The sequence below is a fragment of the Thalassotalea sp. 1_MG-2023 genome, assembly GCF_030546745.1.
Lineage (GTDB): Bacteria > Pseudomonadota > Gammaproteobacteria > Enterobacterales > Alteromonadaceae > Thalassotalea_C.
Map to the genome: position 1 here is coordinate 1 of NZ_JAUOPD010000040.1, position 18,463 is coordinate 18,463.

The following is an 18,463-nucleotide window of genomic DNA, read 5'->3' on the forward strand; positions in this document are numbered from 1 at the left end:
CATTCGATGCTTATAACAAGACTTTCGAAGCAACAGAAGTCACTTGTTTCAATACGCATACTCAGGGATTGCCGTCTCACCGACTATCTATAAGACCTGCGAGAAACAATACTACATCCATATTCCATGGTTAACTTTACGCTTTGGAGGTCAAAAATGAAAGCCTTTCATATCTCAAACTTTGCAGCCCTTATTGGTATTGATTGGGCAGACCAAAAGCATGATATTTGTGAGCTAAACAGACAAACGAATAAGCAACACCTTTCCATTATTTCAGCAAAACCTACCGCGATTAACGCATGGGCTATGTCCTTGAAAGAAAAATATAAAGGCCAACCTGTTGCGGTGGCGTGTGAGTTGAAGAAAGGACCACTTATTTATGCCTTAAGCAAATTTGAACACATCGTTCTGTTTACCATCAACCCATCGACGGTGGCAAAGTATCGAAAAGCATTTACCCACAGTGGTGCTAAAGATGACCCAACAGATGCGGCCATTCAAGTTGAATTACTAGAAAACCATATGAGTAAATTAAGCGTGATTACGCCTGACACTGAAAAAGTAAGGTACCTTACTCAGCTGGTAGAATATCGCCGTAAACTAGTACAAGACCGCGTTAACTTAACCAATAAAATCACCACCACGCTTAAAAATTACTATCCCCATGTACTTGATTGGTTTAAAGAAAAAGACACCCAAGTGTTTTGTGACTTTATCCTACGTTGGCCATCACTTGAGCAAGTAAAGCGAGCAAGAAAACAAACACTCGTCGATTTCTTCAATCAACATAACTCACGTTACCCATCTGTGAATGAAAAGCGCATTGAAGCGATAAAGCAAGCAGAGCCACTAACAACAGACAAGGCCATTATCTCGCCTAATTTATTATTGGTTGAATGTTTAACGGCTCAACTCCAGCAACTAATGTTGGCTATTGAGCGCTTTGATATAGAGATAAAAACCATTTACAAAACCCATAAAGACCGCTTCATTTTTGATAGTTTACCTGGTGCTGGCCCACAAATGGCACCTCGTTTATTAGCGGCAATGGGTTCAAATAGAGAGCGCTATCAATCATGTGAAGAAATTCAAAAGTATGCGGGTATAGCACCGGTAACAGAACGAAGCGGTAAGAAGAAATGGATACATTGGCGTTATTCATGCACGACCTTTTTAAGGCAAACCTTTGTAGAATGGGCGGGGCAATCAGTGCGTTATTCTTTTTGGGCAAAAGCCTATTACAAGCAACAGCAAGAGAAAGGAAAACCGCACAATACGATAATCAGAGCAGTGGCTTTTAAGTGGATAAGAATTTTGTTTCGGTGTTGGAAAACATGTACAGCATATGATGAATCGAAGTACTTAGAGGCGTTAAAATCAAAGGGGTCGCCGTTATTAAAATATGCGGTGGAAAGTAAGTTTTAAAGCTTGCTGTCCACCTCAGGGCGTGTTGTTAAGTTTCGTTATGACACCGCACAAATTCGTTACGAAGCTCACAGCATGGCTCATCATGCTCAGCAGTTGTAACCCAACCGCATGAATCACAATATACGGTATGTGATTTACATTTTAAGCATTTAGCAATTGAAAACGATGATAATTTCCCTTGGATTTCAAAGCCAAAACCATGCTCCCAACAAAGTAAACCAGGTACCGCTTTGCCTGATTCGTAATTTACTAAACAATGACTGCAAACATCCTGCATGCGCCCATATGATATTTCATTAAAAGAGCTTTCATATGCACTTTCCCAGTCAATATGTTCTAAAGTAATTCGACCTTCAAACTCTGTAATTCTTTTCTCTGCAGATTTTGTGAAACCACTAGAAGAAATCAAAACCCCGTAGTCTGCTTTTACATCAGAAAGCATAGCTAGAAAAGCTTCTACTGCTTTTAAATCAATAGGAGTTGAGTAATGCTTACACTCAATCATTGTCTTTGAACTTTGTGTTTCAACTAATATATCTATTTGTCTAGAACGTTCCGAATACTCTCCTACAACACGAGTATCATGCAATACTTTTGTATTCAATGAAGATTGATTGTCGTGGAATATCTTTGAAATAAGCCATTCGTATTGACGCCAATTTGGAACTTCCTTATAAGATGACACCCAAACTCCTTTAGAAACTTAACGCCCATTTAAGGGGCTGATAATTGTTTGCTAAAATGTGTAGCGAAGCGAAACCGAGCAAACTGTTAGCAGTCCCGCTTTAAATGCTTGTTATGTGCCTGATTTACCGAGCTTATCTTGTTCTATACTACCAGCGACAAAACAAATGCCAACATAAAACCAAACTGTGCTTGCTACAATTTGCCAAATATCCAAACCTGAAGAAGTTACAAATGTTGGAATAGCAATTAAACCCCGTAAAGTACAAAGTATTGCAATGGTAATTAAAGCCGATTTTAGGAGAGGTACTTTGCGAATTAAACCAACCGCTGAAAAAGCAAAGAAAGTACATGCAAACATTAAACTTGCAACGATTATAGTGCCAATTGGAGCAAGTAAAGTACCTTGAACCGCAGAGTCTATGATTTGTTGAGGTGCACGAGCAAACACAAACCAGCTAGGGCCACCAAAAATACAAAGTAGATGCCAGATAGCAGAAGCTGAGGCAATCAATCCTGCGCTAATTAATAATTTTGATTGAACACTTAAACTCAATGCTAACTCCATTTTTGCACTGGCACATAACGCTTTGCTAAGGGGCAGCCGAAACAAAGTGTAGGCTGTCCCGCGGAGGCCACGCTTTTTGTGGCCGGAGTGAAATTGAGCAACTTGTTATGCATTGCTGGCACCATATAGCTTATTGATTGCTTGCGAACAGGCTAACATTGACGATGGATTGACGGTAACCCATGCTGTGCGTGTCGCCCCAAATAAGCCCAAGGATATACGCCCCTTAAGCATACCATCTTTGATTTTTGAAAACTTGAAATACGCTGCGGTGAAGAGATTGGCCAAACTACCTTTTACTTTGTGATTTTTCGGGATTTCACCGCCACCAACTGAAGATAAATAATTGGAAAGCTGAAGTGCGCTTGATTCAGATAGAGGGAATGGAAACTCAATGATGCTGTCCGATGGCAACACCGTAATCCCTTTAGATAATTCGCCTTTGGTATTGCTGAGCATGCACACATAAATTTGGTACTGACCAAAATTGTAAGCTCCCAGAGTTTCTTCCCTTTTATATCTGAAAATTCTCATACTTTCCTAAGATGCATAACGCCCGGCTCAGCCGAGCCCAATGCGGAAGTTGCCTTGTGTTAAATTGGGAGCGCAGTGAACCAACACAAGGCAACTGGAGTGTTGGGCTTCGCGCTGAAGCCGTTTGTTATGTGCTTACTTTATATTCAAATAATATTTTATTAAATGAAGAATACCATGAATGACATAAAGCAATGGAATCAAGAATGTTACGTAATAAATAACGGCAAAAAATGAAGAGGGGTCAATATCATTACCACCTCTACTTATAATGACATCTTTGGCTATTAAATTGTACAAAAAGAAAACACATACGAAGATAGCTACAGCCAAATAAGCCATATCACGGAAAGAGGGTTTATTGGATGGAATAACAGAGTTTAAGCTTTGAAGTACAGTCTGCTTAGGTATTGTAAAACCCCTACGATTCCTTGGTTTTTTCTTCTTATGCTTATTCTTCTTCACCAGCTGATGCTCACATAACAGCTTATTCATAAGAACCATTCTCATAACTAACGCTACGAACAGTTCCTTTTTTCATAAAATTAAAAATTCAAATTATCACTTCTTCCCAACTATATCAACGAGATAGTATTTTCAATTCTCGTTTTTCACGTTAAATACAAGAATAGTTCTCGTATTCTCGTTAAAAACAAGAATAAATAATAACTGTATGTAAAAACAGGGCTCAAAATTAAAACTTTAAACTCTTTTTGAATATCTGTTGCATAGCTGAATAACTGTTAAGTTGTTTATATAGATCAAGAGAGGAAATGATTAACCCTAATCATGAGTTAATGAGATTGGAAAAGTAAAGTGCTAAAAAAAGGCTGAAAAGAAAAACGCAAAACGTTTTTATCATCAGCCCTATTCATTTACTTTTCAATAATTGAAAGGTTTATTTGCGATAATGTACCATTAATGAGCCACTCACATTTCCAACAGTAACTTCTTTAATAAATTCATAGTCAACATCTTTGAAAAATACTTTATATTTCTCATTTGTCGCATAAACAGCCACACCTTCACTTTCTGGATAATCTTCTAACAGCGTATTAACCGCAGCCATTAAATAATGACCAAAACCATGGTGTTGATGTAATGGGTGAATAGCAATAAATGACAATACATGAAAATTTGTCATGGGTACTGCAGCCATAACGGTTTCTTCTTTTTCAATCATTTGCTTTGTGCTGAAATAACCAGCACCTAACAGCATTTTTAGCCGCCAGTGCCAAAACCTTTCGGCTGTAACACCATCATGTCGACTATTTAAACAAGCAACACCTACCAAGGTTTCACCTAAATAAAGGCCAACAATAGGTTGTTTAGCTTGCCAAAAAGCATTTAACTCTTCGCGAATTGAAGAACGTAGCCGTTGTTCATAATCACTTTTTTCAGCATTAAATATTTCTAAAAATACAGGATCATCATGATAAGACTGATACAACAACGATACTGCTAACTTCAGTTCTTCAGCGGTTAAATATGCTGCTCTGATATCGTCTTTTGTTGCGTTAGTGACTACTTGGGACATTTACGAACCTCTTATTGTTGTTTTTCTAAACAATAGCAGTAAATTAAAAGATAAATCAAATATGCAACCCTCAACATCACGTTTTATTGAGGGGGTCACTCGCTTTAGCACGTATAAGATTTTGTACTAATTCTAGGCCGCTTTGTGCGGTTGAAGGCAATGTTACCGCTGATTTCCCTTTAGATTTAAGTGCTTTTGAAAAGTACAGCACATGAGCACTCCAAGTTAATCCTCCACCGAATGCCGGTAAAAGCACATGGCTATTGTCAGTAACTAAGCCTTGCTCTATTGCTTCAACAAAAGCAACCAATACCGTTGCCGCAGACATATTGCCGTACTTTTCAATGTTAACGAACACTTTATCTGTTGGTAGTGCTAGTTTTTTGGCTAATGAATCAATAATCCGAAGGTTGGCTTGATGAGGTACAACTAATGAAATATCTTGCGCGGTTAAATTAAGTTTACTTAAGGTTGTTTCACAGCCATGAGCCATACCTGCTACCGCTTTCTTAAAAATTTCTTGGCCTATAAAATTCCAATGTGCATCACCAAGTTGGCGTGCTTTATTCGCATACTTCATGCCCCAGCCTTGCACTGCTAGTATGTCTCGAGACTCACCAAAACACCCCAATGATTCTGCCAATACGCCAGATTTTTCATCGGAAGCTTCTAAATATAGCGCGGCTGCACCGTCACCAAAAAGTACCGCAACATCACGGTTATCCCATTCCATAATTGGTGAAATCACCTCTGCACCTATCACTAATGCAGATCGAACCACGCCACTTTTTATCATTGCAGTTGCCGTGGTTAAACTGTACATACCGCTAGTACAGGCAGTATTAACATCCATACATGCCGCACGTTTCGCACCAAGTAAGCGTTGTACATTAGACGCTGCATTTGGGCATAGTTCATCAAACGTGGTGCTACCAAAAACAATTAAGTCAACATCATCAGCAGTTTTTCCAGCGGTTGCCAGTGCTTGCTCACAAGCAACATAAGCAAGCTCACTTACTGTTACATGAGAAATTCTACGCTCTTTCATTCCTGTACGCGTGGTAATCCACTGATCACTTGTATCTAAAAAAGTGGCTAAGTCATCGTTGGTTAAAGTAGCAGGAGGTAGGCATTTCCCCCAGCCCTTGATTGCAGCATACGTCATATTTCACCTAATACCTTTTAAAATGGTTAACTGTTCGTACCAGTTATTACCATCATCCTATAGCGTGATAAAGCGCAAGTCTATGAGAAATTTCTCACCATAAACAAAAGCAGCATTCTTATACTATATTAATACCATTGTTTATAAATAAGGAGAATATAATGTCAAACCATCACACTTATAAAAAATTGGAACTAGTCGGTTCATCAACAACAAGTATAGAAGATGCAATACAGAACGCGATTGCAGAGTGTAGTAAGTCTGTTAACCATTTGGACTGGTTTGAGGTAGTTGAAACACGGGGGCATATTGTTGATGGCAAGGTTGGTCACTTTCAAGTGACGTTAAAAATAGGTTTCAGAATTGAAAACAGCTAACATATCCTAAGTAAACCCGTTGCTTTATTTTAAATTCCAACCTGTTAAAGCAACAGGGTTTATTGTTCAACATCAAAGTATTAGCAACAAATTTGTTTTAATATCTACCGCTAAGCACTACACTAGTTAACTTGTTTGAGTGATAGAGTGACAGTTATCACTGGGTAACGCTCAAACCACGTTTAGGTCCAAATAATCAACATAAGATGCACTATCATGCAGTTAACAAATAAAGCTGGCACTCCTGTTCAATGGGAAGATTATTTAAAATCTGGTCATCGTATTTTCATCGGTTCAAATGCCGCAGTTCCAAATGCGTTAATTGATAATTTAATCGAAAATAGCGCGCAATTACATGATATTGAAACGGTTCATATTCTAACGTTTTCAGACAACGTTTGGGCAAAGCCTGAACATAAAGACTTATTTAAAGTTAACACGTTGTTTATCGGTGGCAACAATGTCAGAGAGGCTGTAGCCGAAGGAAGAGCCGATTATACACCATGCTTTATTTCAGAAATTCCAACGCTTTTTAAACAAAATATTTTGCCATTAGACGCAGCATTAGTCATGGTTAGCCCTCCAGATGAATATGGCTATTGTTCATTAGGGGTTAGCGTTGATGTAGTAGCATCAGCGGTAAAATCAGCTAATGTTGTCATTGCACAAGTTAATCCTCATATGCCCTGCACTAACGGTCATAGTTTTATTCACGTCAATCAAATTCACGCTTGGTTACATGCCAAACAACGTTTACCTGAAATTCCAGATCAACAAATTGATCAAATCAGTGAGCGCATCGGCCAATATGCTGCAATGCTTGTAGAAAATGGCGCAACAATACAAATAGGTATTGGTAAAATTCCTAGTGCGGTGCTGAAGTACTTAATTAATCATAAAGATTTGGGCGTTCACAGTGAAATGATTTCAGACGGTATCATCGACCTTATGAAAAGCGGCGTGATCAACAACCGTCGAAAAACCTTCCATAAAGGCAAAACGGTAACCACCTTCTGTATCGGCACTCAACGATTATATGACTTCGTTGATAAAAACCAACACGTTGAATTCTACCCTTCTGAACATGTTAATTCGCCAGTAAACATTGCGAAAAACGACAATATGGTATCAATAAATAGTGCCATAGAAGTTGACCTTACAGGACAAGTCGTTTCTGATTCTATTGGCCATCAGTTTTATAGTGGTATTGGCGGTCAAGTAGACTTTGTACGTGGTGCTTGGCTAAGTAAAGGTGGTAAACCCGTTATTGTTCTACCTTCAACAACAAAAGACGGCAATATTTCTCGTATTGTTCCCCATATAACCGAAGGCGGCGGCGTTGTTACCTCAAGAGGCCATGTAGGTTATGTGGTTACTGAGTTTGGTATTGCAAATTTAATCGGTAAAAGCATAAGAGAACGTGCCTTAGAACTTATTCGTATTGCCCACCCTAAATTTAGAGACAATTTATTAAAACAGGTTCGAAAGCATTATTGGGTGCCAACATATCAAGATAACACCCCTACTTCTGTTCCTGAATTAGGGGCTGTTGAATTGAAGAAGTTCACCTTAGGTGGCGAACGCTTTATCCTTCGTCCATTAAGCCCCGCAGATGAGCGACGCTTACAAGAGTTCTTTTACTCGCACACTAAAGAAACATTAATGATGCGTTATAACCATCATTTAACTCAGATGACACGAGAAAATTCATGTCAGCTTGTTAGTGTTAATCAACATAAAGATCTAGCCTTGTGCTTTACCCAACGTGATCACTTAGGTGAAGTGATACAAGCGGTTGGCCGTTACTATTTTATTGAAGCAACAAATTCAGCAGAAGTTGCTTTTGTTATTCGTGAAACACAGCGCAGTAAAGGCATGGCAACAACCTTATTATTGCAAATGATAAAGATTGCTAAAAAACGAAAATTATCGTCGTTAATCGCCTGCGTAAGACGAGATAACGCTGCAATGCTAAAAGTATTCGAAAATGTTGGATTTATCAGAGGATATTCAGAAGATTTCGACGAAGTTTCGCTTAGCTTAACGCTAGAAGAACCAGTATCTAGCGCAAAGGAAACCACATGACTGTAGGAATTATTGGCCATCACCGCTGTAACGGCCATATGATGGGGGAATATCATCCTGAATCTCCAGCTCGTATTGATGCGATTCAAGATCAGTTGATCAGAAGCGGCCTTGAATATGTGATCAAACAGTTTGACGCAACCCCTATAGACAAATCGTTACTATTACTCGCCCATGATAAACACTATGTCGACTATATCTATAACAACGCACCTAGCGAAGGGCTTTTTCGTTTAGATGACGATACTGCTATGAATGCCAATACGCTAACGGCCGCACGTTATTCAGCAGGAGCAATTAAAGATGCTGTTGATTTAGTGATGAATGAAACCTTGTCTTCTGCTTTTTGCCTGACCCGTCCGCCTGGTCACCATGCTGAGCGTGACAAAGCCATGGGGTTTTGTATTTTTAATAATATTGCCATTGCGGCAGAATACGTAAAAAAGCAATATGGAATTAAACGAGTAGCCATTCTCGATATTGATGTTCACCATGGCAACGGCACTGAAAATATCATTAAAGATAAATCAGGAATACTCTTTTGCTCTAGTTATCAATACCCTTTTTATCCTTTTAAAATGCAAGAGAGTAATACTCCCCCCATTATTAATACCCCACTTCCTCCCACGACGAAAGGGCCTGAATTTAGGCAAGCTATCAAAGATAAGTGGCTAGTACATTTACATACCTTTAAACCGGAATTCATCTTTATATCTGCTGGATTTGATGCACATATTGAAGACGAAATGTCACAAATTAGCTTAACAGAAGATGACTACCGTTGGGTTACAGAAGAAATAAAAACGATTGCTGATACCTATGCTAAAGGCCGAATGGTTTCGGCCCTTGAAGGTGGTTACGCATTAAGTGCTTTAGGACGCTGTGCGGTTGCCCATATTAACGGATTAATTGGAAACTAAACCGTTAAAAAGTAAAATGCCGCATTAAATGCGGCATTTCAAATTAACTTGGTTGGAACATATCTGACTGAGGTACTCGATACTTTTTGTGTTGTTTCTTCTGTAACGAACCTTTACGGTGTTTTAATGCCGCTTCAAGCTTTTTAGCTGCTTCTGCAATCGCTTTATATAACTCTTTGCTTGCCGCTCTAACAGATATTTTCTGTCCTTCATATTGGGTGATCACTTCAATTTGTTGCTGATTTGGCTCAACTTTAACCACTGATTCTATCGCTATGAGATCTGGAAAGTGATTAGCGACTTTTGTTAATTTATTCTCAATTGCTTGTTTGATTGCTTGGGTAATTTTTACATGATGACCTGAAACTGTTATTTTCATTTTACACCCTCTTCATTGAAAAAAGAAACAGAGAAAATGTTCTCTACTTATATACCTCTGGGCAATAAAATAAAAAACAATAGTAAAATGCAAAAATAATTTTTAAGCACACATATGATTAAAATTCATAGCTATCATATTGTGCTAATTCCTTACGTAACCTACGAACTTCCTTAATGTTTTCGATTTCTCGCCATTTTCGCTTGCGTGTTTTTACTTTAGCTTTTACTTCGTGAACGTCTAATTCGTCGAACTCTACATTGTCAAAGTCTCTATAATCTGATGTATTCATTTTGTTTATCCAGCTTGTAATAACTGGCTTCAATGTAAACAGAATTTATGACCATTTTTTGAAAGAAACATGACAGTTAAATGACGATAAAACTTAGTGTCTGTTGATTTTTCGCGTTTATTTTTGCAGCAGTTTATGGGTATTTAGACAATACATTGCCCACGCCTTGAACAAACAGCATTTAGTTCGAACAAAATTTACTCTCGAATATTCAACAGACCCTGATTAAATATGACCTAACACCGATAAAATTTCCACACCTTGTTGGTTACAATATTGTAAACTAGAATCAACATCTTGCGGCGTCAAACCAAGCTCTTGCAAAAGATGATTTCCTAAAAATGTTTTCTTTGCATACATGCCTGGATGCGAATTAATTAACGCTAAACGTGTGGTTATAAATAATAAGCTTGCTTCATGTGATAATTCATTTTGATAGGCATCAACATACTGCGCAATAGGATCAACGATTACTGACGGTAACTGCCAAGACGTAAGTAACGCTGCGCTTAACTGTGAATAAGTAAAACCCAACACATCTTTTTGTCGCTCCCAAGGCGTTTCACCTTTATGATAACCTTCGCTATATTTAACCTGTTTCGGTGCTAAATGCACTAAAACTAACGCACCTATATTATGAAATAACCCTGATAGAAATAAGCTTTTTTCACTAGGCATTTTAAGTTGTTTAGCAAAAAACTGAGTTAACAATGCACAATCAACGCTGATTTCCCAAAACCTATCCATATCAGCAACATTTGGATCAATGCCAGAAAACGCCGCTGTTACACCATATGCGTCAATTAAGTTTTCTACTTCTTTAATGCCTAATATCATTAATGCACGATCAATTGACACAACTTCGCTAGGAAAGCCAAACATCGGGCTATTGGCAATTTTTAATAATTTTGATGCGATTGCCGGTTCAAGTGACAAGACTTGAGCAATATCATCTAACGTTGAGCTTTCATCAGCGATGAGCCTTTTTAGCGTCAAATAAACATCTGGTAACACACATAGCTCTTGCGCTTGTGCCACATATTGCTCAATACTCGTTCTCATATTTCCCCCTGAAACACCGCTAGTAAGAAAAGCTAATTTTGTTCTTGTTTACCAATGATTTTGGCATAAATTGTTATAAGCGCCAATATTATTAACCCTGCGATTAAACCGATTACACCATCATGCACTACACTAGCCATTGTTGCCCAAGTATTCCCGAACAAAGCAGTTATCTGTTCAGTAACACTTGCAGAACTATGATGTAAAAAAGCAAGGCTATGAACAAGTATGCCACCGCCAACAAGGAACATCGCTAAGGTGCCTACCACTGACAACATTTTCATCAGCATGGGAGCAAATATTAACAAACCTCGCCCGCAAGCTCGTTGTAGTTGATTAAAATGGCCTGATTTCGATTTTTTCAATAGATATAGGCCTAAATCATCTAATTTGACAATTCCAGCCACTAAGCCATATACACCAACAGTAAACGCTATGGCTAATCCACTTAACACTGCTATCTGTGTTTCAAAACTTGCTTCTTTAACTGAGCCCAGCACAATAACGACAATTTCTGCCGATAAAATAAAGTCGGTTCTTATAGCGCCTTTAATTTTATCTTGTTCTAATTGCACCAAATCAACGTTATTTTGCGTGAGTTTTTCAAGTACCTCTTGATGATGTTTTGCTTTATCCTCTTTGCTTTGCAAAAATTTATGTGTGACTTTTTCCGCACCTTCAAAGCATAAGTAAAGACCACCAAGCACCATCAAAATAGTAATTAAAGGCGGATAAACAGCACTGATAAGTAAGGCGGCTGGTACTAAAATTAATTTATTAATGAATGAACCTTTCGTGACGGCCCAAACCACTGGTAACTCTCGTTGTGCTTTTACCCCAGACACTTGCTGAGCATTAAGCGCAAGATCATCACCAAGCACACCCGCTGTTTTCTTGGCGGCGACCTTTGATAGTACCGCAACATCATCTAAAACGGTGGCGATATCATCGATTAACGCAAGTAAATTTACCCCAGGCACTTTTATTCCTAGTCTTCAGTTAGTAATAATAGTTAACTGTATCATGAATTTTAACGTTGCAAACGTTTTGTGTCGTTATCATTAAGATAAACAATGCATTACATTTAAAACATTAATAACTAAACCGCATCATTCATAAAAATGACATGTAGACTTCATAAAGGCTACATACATCATTAACAAATCCTTAACTTAATACACTTACCATTTGGTCAGCTTTTATAAGCTATTCACTTTTATTTACTTGATAACGGCCAAAAAAACATGAAAAAAATACCTTTATTAACCTTATCTGCATTGCTCAGCACTACAGCATCAGCAGATATCATAATTTCAGAATACGTTGAGGGAAGCAGTTACAACAAAGCGGTTGAATTATTCAATACCAGCGATCAAACCGTCGACTTATCTCAATATCAATTAGCCTTGTACTTTAACGGCAATAGCACAGCTGGAAACACGATAAATTTAAATGGCACAATTGCCGCCAAGAGCACCTTTGTCATTGCACACCGTGATATTGATAACAGTGTTACAACGCAACTTTCCACAGGAAGCTTATTGTTTAACGGTGATGACGCAATCGTGCTTAAAAAAGCAAATGTTGTTGTCGATTCAATAGGAAAAGTTGGCCAAGACCCTGGCAGTGAATGGGGCAATTCATTAACAAGTACAAAAGATAATACCTTAGTTCGTAAATCTTTTGTCAGCAGTGGCGATACAAACCCAAATGATGAGTTTAATCCCGCTGATCAATGGATAGGTTTTGCTAAAAATACGCTTGATTCATTAGGCTCTCACCAATTTGACGGCTCAAGTGATAACGGCGACCCCGGAGATGGCGACAACGGAGATGGAGACACGCCAGCAACTGGCACCTGTGGTGATTCATATACTAGCATAGCCAATATCCAAGGCAGTTCTAACAGCACCCCATTATCAGGAGAGACGGTTTGGACAGAAGGTATTGTCACACACTCTCTACAGCATACTGGCTATAAAGGCTTTTTCATCCAAAGTGCTGACCTTGATACTGATAATAATGCCATGACTTCAGAAGGCATATTTGTATATCACCAAGCAGATACTGTAACAGTAGGTGATAAAATTCGTTTACAAGCAAGCGTGAGTGAATATAACGATTTAACTCAACTTGCGACGGTAACTGAACTACATGTGTGTCAAACAGCCGTAAGTTTACCAACTGCGAAGCACATTACTCTACCTTTAAACGCAACCCAACGTGAAGCACTTGAAGGTATGCGAGTAACAGTAGAAAACAGCATCGTTACAGACACTTACAACTACGGCCGATATGGTCAGTTCGAGGTTGCCTCTGAACGCTTATACACTCCAACGCAAGTGACAGAACCTGGCGTTTCAGCTAATCAGTTAGCACTAGAAAACGCTGAAAAATCTATTATGGTTGATGACGGTGAAACAGCACAAAACCCTGAAATGCTGCCCGCGCCAACGCCAGAGCTAAGTGCCATCAACTCATTAAGAAGTGGCGATACCATACCAACACTTACCGGTATATTGTCATTTCATTTTAATCAATACCAAATCCTACAAACATCACCAGTTGCGACAATAACGACAAATGCACGTCAATTAGTCCCTAATTTATCCACCTTAGGTAATTTAAGAGTTGCAAGTTTTAATGTACTTAATTACTTCAACGGTAACGGTTTAGGTGATGGCTTCCCTACAGCTCGAGGAGCGATGACCGAAGCCGAATTTGTGCGTCAGCGCAACAAAATTATTGCAGCAATTGCAGCTATTGATGCAGATGTTATCGGATTGATGGAAATTGAAAATGATGGCTATGACCAACATTCCGCGATTGCAGATCTCACTCAAGGGTTAAACGATCACTTTAATGAAAACGTTTATCACTTTATTGCACCAGCTGAAAATCAAATGGGAACTGATGAAATAGCCGTTGGTATGCTTTATAAAACAAATTCTGTGACACCTATCGAGTCAGCTAAAGTATTAAATAGCCAAAATTCTGCTACAGATGAAAATGGTCAAGTGCTATTTTTATCAAGCAAAAATAGACCGGTAATTACGCAGAAATTTAAACACCAAGATTCAGCGCAATCCGTTGTCATCGCAGTGAATCATTTCAAATCAAAAGGCAGCAGCTGTAACAGCCTTGGTGATTATGATAATAATGATGGACAAGGTAATTGTAACTTAACGCGAACTCGTGCTGCTCAAGCCCTTGGCCTATTTCTCAATAAAGAATATGGTGGGCAACCTACCCTAGTTATCGGCGATTTAAATGCTTATTTAAAAGAAGATCCCATTGTTGCATTAGCAAATGCCGGCTTCGATGATTTATTTTCGACCTTAAATAAAACCAATGCCTATAGCTATATTTTTAATGGGCAACTCGGTCAATTAGATCACGCATTAGCTAACCAAGCTTTAGCACAGCATGTGGTAGATGTAATTACCTGGCCTATAAACGCCGATGAGCCGCGCGTACTTGATTACAGCATGCAATACCAAAATGCGACACATCATGCAAAATTTTATGCTCCTGATGCTTTTCGCTCATCAGATCACGACCCAATCATTGTTGAAATTTCGTTATCACAAAACGACATTTTTGGTGACTTAGATCAGGACGCTGATGTCGACACCCAAGATATAACGCTGTTCTTAAGATTAGCTGCATCAAACGAATTAACAGATTTAGCGTACGACTTTAATAACGATAAACAACTTGATCGCCGTGATGTTCGCGGTTACATGCAGTTATGTACTCGTACTCGCTGCGCTACTGAATAATATTTAATTAAGGAAAAAACATGAAAAATTTATTGATGATTATCTGCTTATTTGTGGCAACAAACGTTAACGCCAACATCATAACGTTAAACACCGACGAAGCGAATTACGCTACAGATGATACGGTACTGTTAAACATTGCTGTTGAACAAGTTGCTCCTGAAATGGCTACCTTTGAAGTTGACATAGCTTTTGATAATAGCTTGTTATCATTTGATAATTTCGTTTTTGATTCTGAAATGATGACACCAGCCTTTCCGGCATTTGGCCCATTATTTACCGACGTTTATTTAAGCCAGCCAGATGTACTATCAATCGCTGTTTGGTGGTTTGATGCGACAGAAGTTCCTTCAACTTCTTTTACCTTAGGTGTAGCAGAATTTAAAGCACTTGCTGATATTACTGCTTCATTTAATATCGCCGAAATTAGACAATTTGACATCAACGGCGTAGAACTTATCAGTCAAATTAATGAACCTGCTACTGGCGTTTTAATATTACTAAGCTTATTTGCTTTATTTTATAGAAAAAATTATAACGCTTAAAAAGTCTTTGATAAAAAAATCCCTGTTAACACGTTAACAGGGATTTTTCATTTATCCGTTTAAATAGCCATGCTAAAAGGGTGAATTATTTGTCACCACGCCCCATAAACTTTTTCTCATCGGTGTTAATTTTTACAACATCGCCGGTTGAAATATGTTCAGGCACCTGAATAATTAACCCTGTAGAAAGCGTCGCTGGCTTTGTTCTTGATGTTGCTGAAGCGCCTTTAATAGAAGGGTCTGTTTCTAATACGGCTAACTCTACGCTCGATGGTAAATCGATACCTACCGGAGAACCATCAACTAAAATTACCTGAACACCTTGTGTAGACTCATTAATAAACAGTACTTCGTCTGCTATAGATGCTTTGTTGATGTTAAAAGGTGTATAGTCTTCATTATCCATGAACACATATTCTTCACCATCAATATAAGAAAACATAACTGGGCGTCGAATTAAGTCTGCATAGTTTAGCATGTCTGAATCTTTAAACGTTTCATCTACTTTACCGCCAGACACAACATCATACATACGCATACGATACAAACTTCCGCCAGCTCGCCCTTGAGGCACTGAACGTTCAATATCTTTTATGATAAATACACCGCCATTGTGCTCAATAGCTTGGTTTTTCTTTACATCACTTGCCTTTGGCATGTTATTTCCTTAAATGTTAAACAAACTTTTATTAATCATTATGACTATTGTTAGCGAGAATATATGCCAAACCAGCATTAATCACCGTTGCTTGTGCTAAATTACAATTATCAGTATCAACCTTAGGGCTGTCTGGATAAACTTCTGTTGTGGTTACAAATTTTGCGTCACTAAAGCCCATACACAAACCAAGTGGTCTAGCGTCATAGTTGATTACTCCGAACTGTTCTATCGTCTCGCCAATTAATCTATTTTCATCATCAGCTGGAGCAATATGCGTTATTTTCGCAACCGCATCAATAATCGCTTTTTGAAAAGCAGTTTGAGGTTTAGCAGTATTTGCAACAAGATAAAAGCCGTCAGGGATATTCCAGTTATCATGAACTGTAGCGTCTCTAGCAGCAAGCGCAGGCCTAAACTCTGAATTGTCAGTATCTGTGGTTTCGTGTAGATCAAAATGCGCAAGCAACTCTACGCCCATCTCTTCAATAAACGCCATTAATTTCGCAGACTCTTGCGCAGGGCTTTGTGGGTAAAAAGAGCGATTAGGGTCGATTGCCAAAGGGTTCCAACGATTAATCGTTTCATAGCCCCAAGGGCTGACACAAGGAATAATAATAAAATTTACTTGTTCATGAAAATTATCTGCATATTTTTCTGCAAACAATAAAGCACCATGCACACCACTTGTTTCGTAGCCATGTACACCACCAGTCACTAATACTGTGGGTTTATTCGCATTAAAAGTATGAGAAACTAACGCTAATAAAGGGTACGCTTGTTCGTCATAAGATAATGCACCATATTGTTTTATGGTAAAATGATCAGTTAATGTATTTACTTTACTGACGACTTCTTGCTGATAACTACGTTTTACTACTTGTTTTTCATGCCACTGAGCTATTTCTTCTGGCCCCCATTTAATGCCTGGCTTTCCAATGGGGTAGTCTTGTTCTTTTTGCATAGGTAAATCTGTATTATTCGTGCGTTAACAAGATTATACCGAAAGCCATGTATTATTCATCCCTACTCAACAGATAATCGATATATTTTTGTTACATTTACCAAACGATACACCTCCACTAAATTACGGTAATATTAGGGTTAGTTGATCTTTCGCGTATATTTTTGCAGCAGTTTATGGGTATTTAGACAAGGCATTGCTCACGCCTAGAACAAAAAGCGTTTAGCTCGAACAAAATTTAATCTCGAAAGATCAACAGGCCCTACTTATATTGAGCTAAATAGCGCGCTACACTAAAACAATCAATCAAAAGGATTTTTACATTATGTTGACGCGAATATTATTTGTTCTCGCACTGGCAGCAATGCAAAATAAAGCAATCATTGCTCAAGAGTATGAAACAATAGACCCTCCCAGAAAATTAACTCCCAAACAAGCAGAGGTTGCCGAACAAAACTATCTGCAATTTTGTGCCCTTTGTCACGGAAAAGATAGGCAAGGCCATGTTAATGACCACGCCCCTTCTTTAAAAAGTGCCAGTTTATTTCAATCAGGTGTACCTCACGCCATTTTAAGGCCAATGTCGTATGGACGTACCGGTACACCGATGGGTGGTTATTTAGATGAAGTCGGCGGCCCAATGACATTAGAAGAAACGTGGGATCTAACCTATTGGTTATTTGAACAAGCAGGCGTTGATCGCGTTAAGTTGTCTACAAACCCTGTTCATGGTGATATCAAACAAGGTGAAAAACACTACCAAAAAGAATGTGCAACCTGCCATGGCGCAAATGGTGAAGGAATTACGGCACCCGCTTTAGGCAACCCCTCTGCGTTGGCCCATAATACCGATGAATTTATTCGTTACGCCATTCGACATGGCAGACAAAATACACCGATGAAAGCATATCAAGGCGTGTTATCAGAAAAGGCCATTAACGATATTACCGCTTTTTTACGAAGTAAAGCCAGTGGTTGGCAAGATAACAAACCCGTATTAAAACAGTTACCAACGCCTGCGGAATATGTTGTAAACCCTGATGGTGAACACCCGAACTTTACGTTAAAAGATGATCAATATGTCATGGCAAAAGATTTACATAACGCATTAGAGAAAAAGCAGAAGATGGTTTTATTTGACACTCGAGTTACCTCGGTTTGGCAAACTGCACATATTAAAGGTTCAGTACCATTACCTTATTATGCAGATCTTGATACCATGATTGCTGATATCCCTACTGACGTTCAAATCGTTGCTTATTGTTCTTGCCCTCGTGCTGCTGCTGATCATGTGGTAAATAAATTGCGAAATAAAGGCTTTACAAAAACAGCGGTTTTATGGGAAGGAATTTTTGGTTGGATGCATCTTGGGTTTCCCGTCACTCGCGGTGATTTAACCAATCTTGATTAGGGTCTGTTGATCTTTCGCGTTTATTTTTGCAGCAGTTAATTGGTATTTAGACAAGGCATTGCGATTAATGTG

18 protein-coding genes are annotated in these 18,463 nt (G+C 38.6%); 7 read left to right on the plus strand and 11 right to left on the minus strand.

Annotated features, from left to right (window positions below):
- Nucleotides 1-156 precede the first annotated feature (156 nt).
- Nucleotides 157-1,425: an IS110 family transposase gene (locus Q4489_RS17540; protein ID WP_303483053.1), complete on the plus strand. Its 1,269-nt coding sequence runs from the start codon at nucleotides 157-159 to the stop codon at nucleotides 1,423-1,425.
- Nucleotides 1,426-1,453: 28 nt separating this feature from the next.
- Here the strand turns inward: Q4489_RS17540 and Q4489_RS17545 are convergent, their stop codons facing one another.
- From Q4489_RS17545 to Q4489_RS17565, 5 genes are all read right to left on the minus strand, one after another.
- Nucleotides 1,454-2,113 (minus strand): restriction endonuclease, encoded by a 660-nt coding sequence (locus Q4489_RS17545; protein WP_303483056.1) that lies wholly within the window; start codon nucleotides 2,111-2,113, stop codon nucleotides 1,454-1,456.
- A gap of 111 nt (nucleotides 2,114-2,224) precedes the next feature.
- On the minus strand, nucleotides 2,225-2,668 hold the full coding sequence (locus Q4489_RS17550) for a hypothetical protein (RefSeq protein WP_303483059.1): 444 nt from the start codon (nucleotides 2,666-2,668) through the stop codon (nucleotides 2,225-2,227).
- Between the two features lie 117 nt (nucleotides 2,669-2,785).
- The gene (locus tag Q4489_RS17555; protein WP_303483061.1) at nucleotides 2,786-3,214 is read right to left on the minus strand and encodes a hypothetical protein; all 429 of its coding nucleotides are present in this window, start codon (nucleotides 3,212-3,214) and stop codon (nucleotides 2,786-2,788) included.
- Between the two features lie 898 nt (nucleotides 3,215-4,112).
- Entirely contained in the window at nucleotides 4,113-4,751 is a 639-nt protein-coding gene (locus Q4489_RS17560; RefSeq protein ID WP_303483062.1) for a GNAT family N-acetyltransferase, read from the minus strand.
- A gap of 76 nt (nucleotides 4,752-4,827) precedes the next feature.
- Complete coding sequence (locus Q4489_RS17565) at nucleotides 4,828-5,916, minus strand: ketoacyl-ACP synthase III (protein ID WP_303483063.1); 1,089 nt, start codon at nucleotides 5,914-5,916, stop codon at nucleotides 4,828-4,830.
- 161 nt (nucleotides 5,917-6,077) lie between these two features.
- Between Q4489_RS17565 and Q4489_RS17570 the strand changes: the two genes are divergently transcribed.
- The 3 genes from Q4489_RS17570 to Q4489_RS17580 all read left to right on the plus strand — a co-directional run bounded on the left by Q4489_RS17570 (nucleotide 6,078) and on the right by Q4489_RS17580 (nucleotide 9,298).
- Entirely contained in the window at nucleotides 6,078-6,293 is a 216-nt protein-coding gene (locus Q4489_RS17570; protein WP_303483065.1) for a dodecin, read from the plus strand.
- A 216-nt stretch (nucleotides 6,294-6,509) separates the two neighbouring features.
- On the plus strand, nucleotides 6,510-8,378 hold the full coding sequence (locus Q4489_RS17575; protein ID WP_303483068.1) for a GNAT family N-acetyltransferase: 1,869 nt from the start codon (nucleotides 6,510-6,512) through the stop codon (nucleotides 8,376-8,378).
- Complete coding sequence (locus tag Q4489_RS17580; protein WP_303483071.1) at nucleotides 8,375-9,298, plus strand: histone deacetylase family protein; 924 nt, start codon at nucleotides 8,375-8,377, stop codon at nucleotides 9,296-9,298. Before Q4489_RS17575 ends, Q4489_RS17580 begins: the two co-directional genes overlap by 4 nt.
- A 43-nt stretch (nucleotides 9,299-9,341) precedes the next feature.
- Here Q4489_RS17580 and raiA read toward each other — a convergent pair whose 3' ends face one another.
- From raiA to Q4489_RS17600, 4 genes are all read right to left on the minus strand, one after another.
- Complete coding sequence (gene raiA, locus Q4489_RS17585; protein ID WP_303483074.1) at nucleotides 9,342-9,677, minus strand: ribosome-associated translation inhibitor RaiA; 336 nt, start codon at nucleotides 9,675-9,677, stop codon at nucleotides 9,342-9,344.
- Between the two features lie 118 nt (nucleotides 9,678-9,795).
- Complete coding sequence (locus tag Q4489_RS17590) at nucleotides 9,796-9,969, minus strand: DUF3545 family protein (protein WP_303483077.1); 174 nt, start codon at nucleotides 9,967-9,969, stop codon at nucleotides 9,796-9,798.
- Nucleotides 9,970-10,194: 225 nt separating this feature from the next.
- On the minus strand, nucleotides 10,195-11,031 hold the full coding sequence (locus Q4489_RS17595) for an HDOD domain-containing protein (RefSeq protein WP_303483080.1): 837 nt from the start codon (nucleotides 11,029-11,031) through the stop codon (nucleotides 10,195-10,197).
- Between the two features lie 32 nt (nucleotides 11,032-11,063).
- Nucleotides 11,064-12,011, minus strand: coding sequence for a DUF808 domain-containing protein (locus tag Q4489_RS17600; protein ID WP_303483083.1), 948 nt, complete (start codon nucleotides 12,009-12,011; stop codon nucleotides 11,064-11,066).
- A 264-nt stretch (nucleotides 12,012-12,275) separates the two neighbouring features.
- On the opposite strand from Q4489_RS17600, the gene Q4489_RS17605 reads away from it, so the two are divergent.
- Nucleotides 12,276-14,813 carry an ExeM/NucH family extracellular endonuclease gene (locus tag Q4489_RS17605; protein ID WP_303483085.1) on the plus strand — a complete coding sequence of 846 codons (2,538 nt, stop codon included), beginning with the start codon at nucleotides 12,276-12,278 and terminating at the stop codon, nucleotides 14,811-14,813.
- A gap of 20 nt (nucleotides 14,814-14,833) precedes the next feature.
- On the plus strand, nucleotides 14,834-15,358 hold the full coding sequence (locus tag Q4489_RS17610; RefSeq protein ID WP_303483088.1) for a hypothetical protein: 525 nt from the start codon (nucleotides 14,834-14,836) through the stop codon (nucleotides 15,356-15,358).
- An 85-nt stretch (nucleotides 15,359-15,443) separates the two neighbouring features.
- On the opposite strand, the gene yeiP is transcribed toward Q4489_RS17610, so the two are convergent.
- Nucleotides 15,444-16,016 (minus strand): elongation factor P-like protein YeiP, encoded by a 573-nt coding sequence (gene yeiP / locus Q4489_RS17615; RefSeq protein ID WP_303483091.1) that lies wholly within the window; start codon nucleotides 16,014-16,016, stop codon nucleotides 15,444-15,446.
- 31 nt (nucleotides 16,017-16,047) lie between these two features.
- Nucleotides 16,048-16,980 (minus strand): M14 family metallocarboxypeptidase, encoded by a 933-nt coding sequence (locus Q4489_RS17620; RefSeq protein WP_303483094.1) that lies wholly within the window; start codon nucleotides 16,978-16,980, stop codon nucleotides 16,048-16,050.
- A 325-nt stretch (nucleotides 16,981-17,305) separates the two neighbouring features.
- Between Q4489_RS17620 and Q4489_RS17625 the strand changes: the two genes are divergently transcribed.
- Nucleotides 17,306-18,391 carry a c-type cytochrome gene (locus tag Q4489_RS17625; RefSeq protein ID WP_303483097.1) on the plus strand — a complete coding sequence of 362 codons (1,086 nt, stop codon included), beginning with the start codon at nucleotides 17,306-17,308 and terminating at the stop codon, nucleotides 18,389-18,391.
- The last annotated feature ends 72 nt before the right edge of the window (nucleotides 18,392-18,463 follow it).

Coding starts and splice junctions, on each gene's coding strand:
- Q4489_RS17570 (WP_303483065.1), top strand. CDS start 6,078: ATGTCAAACCATCACACTTATAAAAAATTGGAACTAGTCGGTTCATCA.
- Q4489_RS17605 (WP_303483085.1), top strand. CDS start 12,276: ATGAAAAAAATACCTTTATTAACCTTATCTGCATTGCTCAGCACTACA.
- Q4489_RS17595 (WP_303483080.1), bottom strand. CDS start 11,031: ATGAGAACGAGTATTGAGCAATATGTGGCACAAGCGCAAGAGCTATGT.
- Q4489_RS17560 (WP_303483062.1), bottom strand. CDS start 4,751: ATGTCCCAAGTAGTCACTAACGCAACAAAAGACGATATCAGAGCAGCA.
- Q4489_RS17625 (WP_303483097.1), top strand. CDS start 17,306: ATGTTGACGCGAATATTATTTGTTCTCGCACTGGCAGCAATGCAAAAT.
- Q4489_RS17555 (WP_303483061.1), bottom strand. CDS start 3,214: ATGAGAATTTTCAGATATAAAAGGGAAGAAACTCTGGGAGCTTACAAT.
- Q4489_RS17575 (WP_303483068.1), top strand. CDS start 6,510: ATGCAGTTAACAAATAAAGCTGGCACTCCTGTTCAATGGGAAGATTAT.
- Q4489_RS17620 (WP_303483094.1), bottom strand. CDS start 16,980: ATGCAAAAAGAACAAGACTACCCCATTGGAAAGCCAGGCATTAAATGG.
- Q4489_RS17580 (WP_303483071.1), top strand. CDS start 8,375: ATGACTGTAGGAATTATTGGCCATCACCGCTGTAACGGCCATATGATG.
- Q4489_RS17540 (WP_303483053.1), top strand. CDS start 157: ATGAAAGCCTTTCATATCTCAAACTTTGCAGCCCTTATTGGTATTGAT.
- Q4489_RS17565 (WP_303483063.1), bottom strand. CDS start 5,916: ATGACGTATGCTGCAATCAAGGGCTGGGGGAAATGCCTACCTCCTGCT.
- yeiP (WP_303483091.1), bottom strand. CDS start 16,016: ATGCCAAAGGCAAGTGATGTAAAGAAAAACCAAGCTATTGAGCACAAT.
- raiA (WP_303483074.1), bottom strand. CDS start 9,677: ATGAAAATAACAGTTTCAGGTCATCATGTAAAAATTACCCAAGCAATC.
- Q4489_RS17590 (WP_303483077.1), bottom strand. CDS start 9,969: ATGAATACATCAGATTATAGAGACTTTGACAATGTAGAGTTCGACGAA.
- Q4489_RS17610 (WP_303483088.1), top strand. CDS start 14,834: ATGAAAAATTTATTGATGATTATCTGCTTATTTGTGGCAACAAACGTT.